Annotated in this window: 7 protein-coding genes; 3 read left to right on the plus strand and 4 right to left on the minus strand. The window is 63.0% G+C overall.

Annotated features, from left to right (window positions below; all coding sequences use genetic code 11):
- Positions 1-1698, plus strand: a 1698-nt coding sequence (locus JKG68_RS30460) for a cadherin-like domain-containing protein (RefSeq protein ID WP_202066008.1), incomplete at its 5' end; no start/stop codon positions are given.
- Between the two features lie 450 nt (positions 1699-2148).
- Here the strand turns inward: JKG68_RS30460 and JKG68_RS30465 are convergent.
- From JKG68_RS30465 to JKG68_RS30480, 4 genes are all read right to left on the minus strand, one after another.
- Positions 2149-2526 carry an HNH endonuclease gene (locus JKG68_RS30465; protein ID WP_202066011.1) on the minus strand — a complete coding sequence of 126 codons (378 nt, stop codon included), beginning with the start codon at positions 2524-2526 and terminating at the stop codon, positions 2149-2151.
- Positions 2527-2534: 8 nt separating this feature from the next.
- Complete coding sequence (locus tag JKG68_RS30470) at positions 2535-2798, minus strand: hypothetical protein (RefSeq protein WP_202066012.1); 264 nt, start codon at positions 2796-2798, stop codon at positions 2535-2537.
- A gap of 78 nt (positions 2799-2876) precedes the next feature.
- Positions 2877-3197 carry a hypothetical protein gene (locus tag JKG68_RS30475; protein ID WP_202066013.1) on the minus strand — a complete coding sequence of 107 codons (321 nt, stop codon included), beginning with the start codon at positions 3195-3197 and terminating at the stop codon, positions 2877-2879.
- 122 nt (positions 3198-3319) lie between these two features.
- Positions 3320-3685: a hypothetical protein gene (locus JKG68_RS30480; RefSeq protein ID WP_202066015.1), complete on the minus strand. Its 366-nt coding sequence runs from the start codon at positions 3683-3685 to the stop codon at positions 3320-3322.
- Between the two features lie 286 nt (positions 3686-3971).
- Between JKG68_RS30480 and JKG68_RS30485 the strand changes: the two genes are divergently transcribed.
- Positions 3972-4250 (plus strand): hypothetical protein, encoded by a 279-nt coding sequence (locus JKG68_RS30485; RefSeq protein WP_202066017.1) that lies wholly within the window; start codon positions 3972-3974, stop codon positions 4248-4250.
- 849 nt (positions 4251-5099) lie between these two features.
- The coding region (locus tag JKG68_RS30490; protein ID WP_202066019.1) for a calcium-binding protein at positions 5100-6486 on the plus strand (1387 nt) is incomplete at its 3' end.

Below are 6486 nucleotides of genomic sequence, written 5' to 3' on the forward strand. Positions count from 1 at the left end.
GAGACCAGCCAAATTGCTGGTCGCACGCTCGTAATAGCCGCTGACACCCTGATTGAGAATGCGATAGCAGGGGATGGCAGCGACCTTCTGATTGGGAACTCCGCAGACAACAGCCTCTGGGGTATGCGTGGCAACGACACGTTCCATGGGGGGGCAGGGAATGACACGCTGTTTGGAGGTGCTGGAACCGACACTGCTGTTTATGCCGGTCGCCGGTCTGACTATCTGATCACCCAAGATCCCGACGGAACGATCACCATCCGTGATCGTCTGACTGGCCGGGACGGGGGAGATAGCCTTCACGGTTCCGAGATCCTGGAGTTCCTTGATGGATCGGTCGAACTGATCAGCGTCGACGTTGCTGATCAGACTGTGGCAGAAGACACTCCGTGGTCGTTCCAACTTCCAGCCGGCATCTATCCCGAGGACCGGGGGGAAATCCACTACACCGCAATGCTGACCGACGGCTCATCTTTGCCGCGTTGGATTACGTTTGATGAGGTTCACCGCGGCTTTTCCGGTACACCTCCGCCGAACTTCACTGGACTGCTGTCTCTGACAGTGGTCGCTGCCGGAACCAACTTTATCGGCCTCTCGACCTTTACGGTAGCCGTGAGTGCGAACAACCATGCCCCCGTCGCTGTGACCGTCGGCAACAATGCCTCGGTCGCTGAGGATATGGTCATGACAGGCCGTGTTCCGCCAGGCTTTGACGAGGACAGCGACCACCTGACGTATGAGCTGGTGGCGCCTGTTGTGGGACTGACATTCAACGCCGACGGCAGCTTTCACTATATGCCGAGGGAGAACTTCAACGGAACCAGCACTTTCCGCTACTGTGTGGTGGATGCGTCGGGTGCCAAGAGCGAGCCTCAGACCTTTACTCTGACGGTCACCCCCCTGAATGATGCGCCAGCCGGTCTTGGGCTGGCCGGCGGTGCTGTGGCCGAGGGCGCCGCACCAGGAACGGTTGTCGGCTCGCTATCGGCCAGGGACGTGGATGGTGACGCATTCAGCTTCAGCCTGCTGGATGATGCCGGCGGCAGGTTCGCTCTCTCGGGCAAGCAACTGGTGGTGACCAATGGCTCTCGGCTCGACTACGAGCAGGCCGGAAGCCATCAGATCACCGTCCGCGCAAGCGACAGCTATGGCGCCAGCGCGGACAAAGTCCTGACCCTCACAGTGCTGGATATCTGGAATGAGATCATCACCGGTACGAGCGGGAGAGACGTGGTGGCAGGCGGCTCGGGCAGAGACAAGCTCTCGGGCAGCGCAGGTAACGACGCGCTGAATGCCGGAGCCGGCAAGGACGTCCTCGACGGCGGATCAGGCAACGACCGACTTACGGGTGGTGCTGGTCAGGATTGGCTCACGGGCGGTTTGGGTAAGGACGTGTTCATCTTCAGCAGCAAGGACACGAGCCCCTCCAAGAAAAATGCCGATTACATTACAGACTTCTCCGGCAAGCATGGCGACCGGATCGATTTGAAGACCATCGACGCCGACGCCACGAAGAAGGGTGACCAAGCCTTCACCTTCACTGGCATCCAGACGTTCACCAAAGCTGGCCAAGTGCAGTACGAGAAGACGAAATTGGCCACCTACATTTATCTCAACACTGACAACGACAAGACCGCGGAAGGAATAATCAAGCTCAAGGGTGCTATCGACGTGCAGAAGGGCTGGTTTGTCCTCTGATGCTTATGCCCCCAAGGAGCGCATCGTTGAATGCGAAGAACCGGGCTCCACTTTCGCGCATGATGCGCCAGCAATCGGACGTCATGGAGAGTCCTGCTCAAAAGCAGACCGCCCGGCGTTACCCGCAGCGTCTCAGCCAACATGGCTTGGCCCGGTTTGAGGTGCTCGGGTTCTTTTCGAATCAGGATCCCATTGGCTCTCTGGCCAAGCGCTTGGCCAGAGAGCGAGGTGCCGCGGCTTCGAACTGAACTCGGCTGCAGCCTCAGCGGCCAACCGCCCGCGGAGTGGTATGCTGGGCGCGCTGCGTGCATCCCCTCTCATTGAGCCGATCTCCGCTCTGAACCCACCGCAGGTCGCGCCATCGACCTGTGACCCGCGACCGTCGGGGCCCCACATCATTAGCCATGCCATGAGGCTGTCCCCGCCTGGAGCGTTGAGCACCGTCCCGCCTTACTCGCGTGGGACGATCTTGCCCGACAAGGTCCGCTTCCAACGGCTGGCCCGGCCGAAGGGCAGTGGCCGTTTGGCCGCCTCCGCGCCCAGGTGCCGGATCTTCTGGCGCTTGGCCCGCGCCGCCTGGCGATGATCGTCGCGTGTCTTGTCCGTGGCACATGCCTCATGGGCCGGCCCAAGATTGGCGAAATCATCCGCCCCGCCGAGTTCCAGGGCTCGGATGTGCTCCACGATCCAGCGCTCGCGCACGCCATCAATCTTGCCGTCACACAGCACACAGACGCCACCCGTCTTCTCCCACACTTTGAGCCGCCGATGGGGCGTCAGCTTGCGGCGTGCCGTGGTGCCCACATCCTCGACTGCGACGAACGGCATCGCGCACCTCAGTCCAAGGTCCGAGGATGAGGAACCTGGCCCAGGCACTTGCCAGACGCCTCCGCGCGCAGCAGATCGGCCACACGGGTGAGCAGCCGATCCCCCACCTCCCGCAAGCGCTCGCAGCCCGTAAGGAGGTTGGCCACAGCGCGGTCACGCTCCGGATCGACCTGCACCCCCAATGAGGCGACGGTGGCCGCAGGCTTCGTGTCGGATACCTCGTGCGATACAGTTTGCCGTTGAGGGCGCCACCCCCGTTGTGCTCTCGTCATCGGCCATAGTCCTTATGGAAAGGGAAACACACCCCGTTCAGGGATCTCCAGGTCTTGCATGAACCCATCGCTGTTGGGTCAGTGCGCGCCAATTCCGCGGCGGACCTTGGCCTGCGCCCATGCGAATGTCAGCGCCGTGCTCATCAGCGTTCGCCATCCAGCCCGTGGTCGCTTGGCGCGTTCCTTGCGGGCCAGAGCAACCGCAAGCGCCATGATCGCGGATCGGTCGTAGACGCCATCACGGCTGAGAGGCCTGGCCTGCGCATCTCTGAGCACATCGCAGGCCCTGGCGAATGCGATCGATTGCGCCGTCAGGGCATTCACCGCTGGTCGGGGTGCCCTCTCACGCCGCAAGTCTCGCATGGCAGCAGACCAGTTAACGTGACGATGGTAGGACATGAGCAGACCTCCACGATGGAGCTTGGAACCTGATGGATCCCGGTGAGCCGCGGCGGGGCATCCGCTTGCGCCATTCCAGCCGGCACGGCGCCGGCGTCGTGCGCCGTTGGCCCTGGCCACGATTACGAGGACGAGTCCGGCCCCGCGTCCGGCGCGACCACGGCGTGCTTTTGTGTTGGGCTGGCTGCGGTTCGATCATCTCCCGCGTGAGCAGCCGGGGCTGGAGCGCTCTTGAGGTTGGCTCCGGCATTCGCAGATTGATCGAGGCCCAGAAGGTCGCGCGTCTGCCGGATCAGACGCTCCCATTCCGCGCAGACGCCCTGATACCGATGCAGAAGACCCGCGAGCTCAGGCTCGCCCTCCGATTCAACTGCGACCAACCGCACCTGCACACCCAAGGAAGCCACCGTCGCCGGCACGGCCTCCGAGCCCGGGTGGGTGCCCGAAACTCTTGCATTGTAACCGCCCGCCCGTGATCTTCGTGCCATGACAATCTCCCTGAACTACGCCAAAAAACGATATAACGTTTATAGGGCGGTGTCAAGCATCCTTGATCCTGCTTCTTGGCTGGAAGCCAACCTGAGCCCCGCCGATCCATCTGGGACAGGCAGCCACGGATGGCCGACACGGTCCTGATCCCATGCGGGCATCCTTTCCAATCCAGGCATCGGCTGAACAGACCATAGGCTCCTGAATGCCCGTCGCATTTGACGAACCGGTTTGGCTCGGGCAAGGATTCAGGCCCTGCGCAGCCACACCGAGGAGGACACAGTGATGGGTGACGGCTCTCGTGCCACCGCGTCCTTTGCCTGTACCGCATGCGGCAGCCCCTCCATCCGGGTTCCGGACGAGATTCATGATGCGGCTGATCTATCCTGCGCCGGGTGCGACGCGACGCTCGGCTCCTGGTTTGCGTTCAAGGAGCAAATCCGTCAAACGATCCTGCGCGAGATCGCCAGCGGCACGACCTCGGCGGCCTTGGCCAGCAGCGACATTCCCCTGCAGTCCTTGCAGGACTCGGCTGGTCACCGCCAGGACGCCCGGCCTTCGTGACCTGCTTTGACTGCCCCGACCCAGGCGTGGACCCATCCGACCTTACGGCGGCGGATGACCCGCTCCCGTGCGGACCTCACCGGCACCGGTGCACCAGAAGGGCAACACCCCGGGGGTGAAGCGCTCAAAGGAGCCGCACCAACCATCATGCCGTCTCCACCTGCTCACAAACCCGCGTTTCGGTCCAAGAGCGTTATGGGTGGGACGCCGCCGACTGGGATTGTACTCGGCGATCCGATGAGGAAGCCGGTCACTGCACTGCCATAGCACGAGGTTCGCCCAGTCTCGCCAGGCGCCCACGGCAAATGAGGGCACGAGCACCGGGGCAAAGCCTTCGCCTATCAGATCCAGCGCCACCGGCCATAACGGCGGTTGGCGCCCGGCTGCCGCAAGGCCATACCAGGCCCATGCCACGTCGTTGAAATCACCGCTGTGCAACTGACGCCCGACCCTGGTTCTCGGACCCGCCAGATCACAGCAGTCCACGTCCTGGCTGCACCGGATGCACGGCGCAAATCTCCGGGCGAGCCCCTGGCTGATCTTCAGAAAGGTCTCCTTAACGGAAGGGTCATTTCAAAAAGAGCAACAATCGCCTGCTCTGCCGTCACGACAGAATTGTACCTGAAACTGCAATGAGCTGTGAGGACGGATACCGTCAACCGATCCGAGCACAGGCGCCAGTGAGATCCTCCCCCGCAGTGGGACTCGGACCTTGGTCGGAGGCCTACTCAGACCTGCGGTGGATCGCGATCTCGTCTTTATCTCTTATCCCTACGTCTTGAGAGATTTCTCACAGGGGCACGGGCCCGGCGCAGCATCGGCTGTGGTTCTTCTCAAGGGGGTAGAGAAATGACGGATGTCGGGACCATCAGCACCAATTATCTCTATAGCATAGCGGGCGATGACACGCTCCACGGCGGCGCAGACCTCCTCATCGGCTTGGCTGCCCACGATGCCCTGATCGGCGGGGCGAGCGGTGACACGCTTGAGGGTGGTGCTGGCAATGACGTGCTGAGCGGTGGGGACGGCAACGATACCTTTATCTACTCTGGAGCAGCAACCGGCTTTGACACGGTGAATGGCGGGGCCGGGTTCGACACGATCCGTGCGCTCTCTGACAACACGGTGATCGGCCTGCGCTCCTTGACTAACATGGAGGCGATCAGCGCCAACGGCTTTGCCGGGGTGCAAATCCGGGGCTCGGACGTCGGTCCAGTGGGCGAGAACCTGGACTTCACCAATGTGGCACTGACCGGGATTGTGGGCATCCATGGCGGGGGTGGGCACGACACCCTCACCGGCAGCGCAAGCGCCGACACCCTCACCGGCGGCACCGGCAACGATGTGCTCAACGGCGGGGCTGGCAATGACGCCGTTGATGGCGGTACCGGCAACGATACCCTAAACGGTGGGGACGGCCATGACACGCTGCACGGCGGTGATGGCAGCGACACCATTTCGGCCGGAGCCGGTGATGACGTCATCACCTACACCGGAGCCGCAAACGGCGTCTATGACGCGGTGAATGGTGGTGACGGCACCGACACGATCCGAGCATCGGCCGCTAGCACGGTGATCGGCCTGCGCTCGCTCTCTGGCGTAGAAGCGATCAACGCCGGGGGCTTTGCTGGGGTGCAGATCCGGGGCACGGACAACGGACCGATCGGGGAGAACTTCGACTTCTCGAACGTGACCTTGACCGGAATCGATCGCATCGACCTCGGCGGCGGGCACGACACTGTTCTCGGCAGTGCGGGCGCTGATACGATCCTGGGCGGCAGCGGCAACGACGTGATCAATGGCGGCGAGGGCTCGGACCGGCTCACCGGCGGGACGGGCCATGATGTGGTGTCGGGCGGGCTCGGCAACGACGTGATGAACGGCGATGACGGCAACGACACGCTGTCGGGCAATGCCGGCAACGACATCATCGCGGCGGATGCGGGGGATGATGTGATCACCTTCACGGGCACCGGGGATGGCTTTGACACGGTGAACGGCGGGGCCGGGTTTGACACGATCCAGGCGGGGGCGGACAACACGGTGATTGGCCTGCGCTCCCTGACAGGCGTGGAGGCGATCACCTCGGGCGGCTTTGCCAACGTGGTGATCCGCGGCTCTGACCTGGGGCCTGTGGGCGAGAGCCTGGACTTCACGGCCGTGACGCTCACCGGGATTGTGGGCATCCATGGCGGGGGTGGGCACGACACCCTCACCGGCAGTGCCGGGGCCGACA

Source organism: Microvirga aerilata, from assembly GCF_016743775.1.
Classification (GTDB): domain Bacteria; phylum Pseudomonadota; class Alphaproteobacteria; order Rhizobiales; family Beijerinckiaceae; genus Microvirga; species Microvirga aerilata.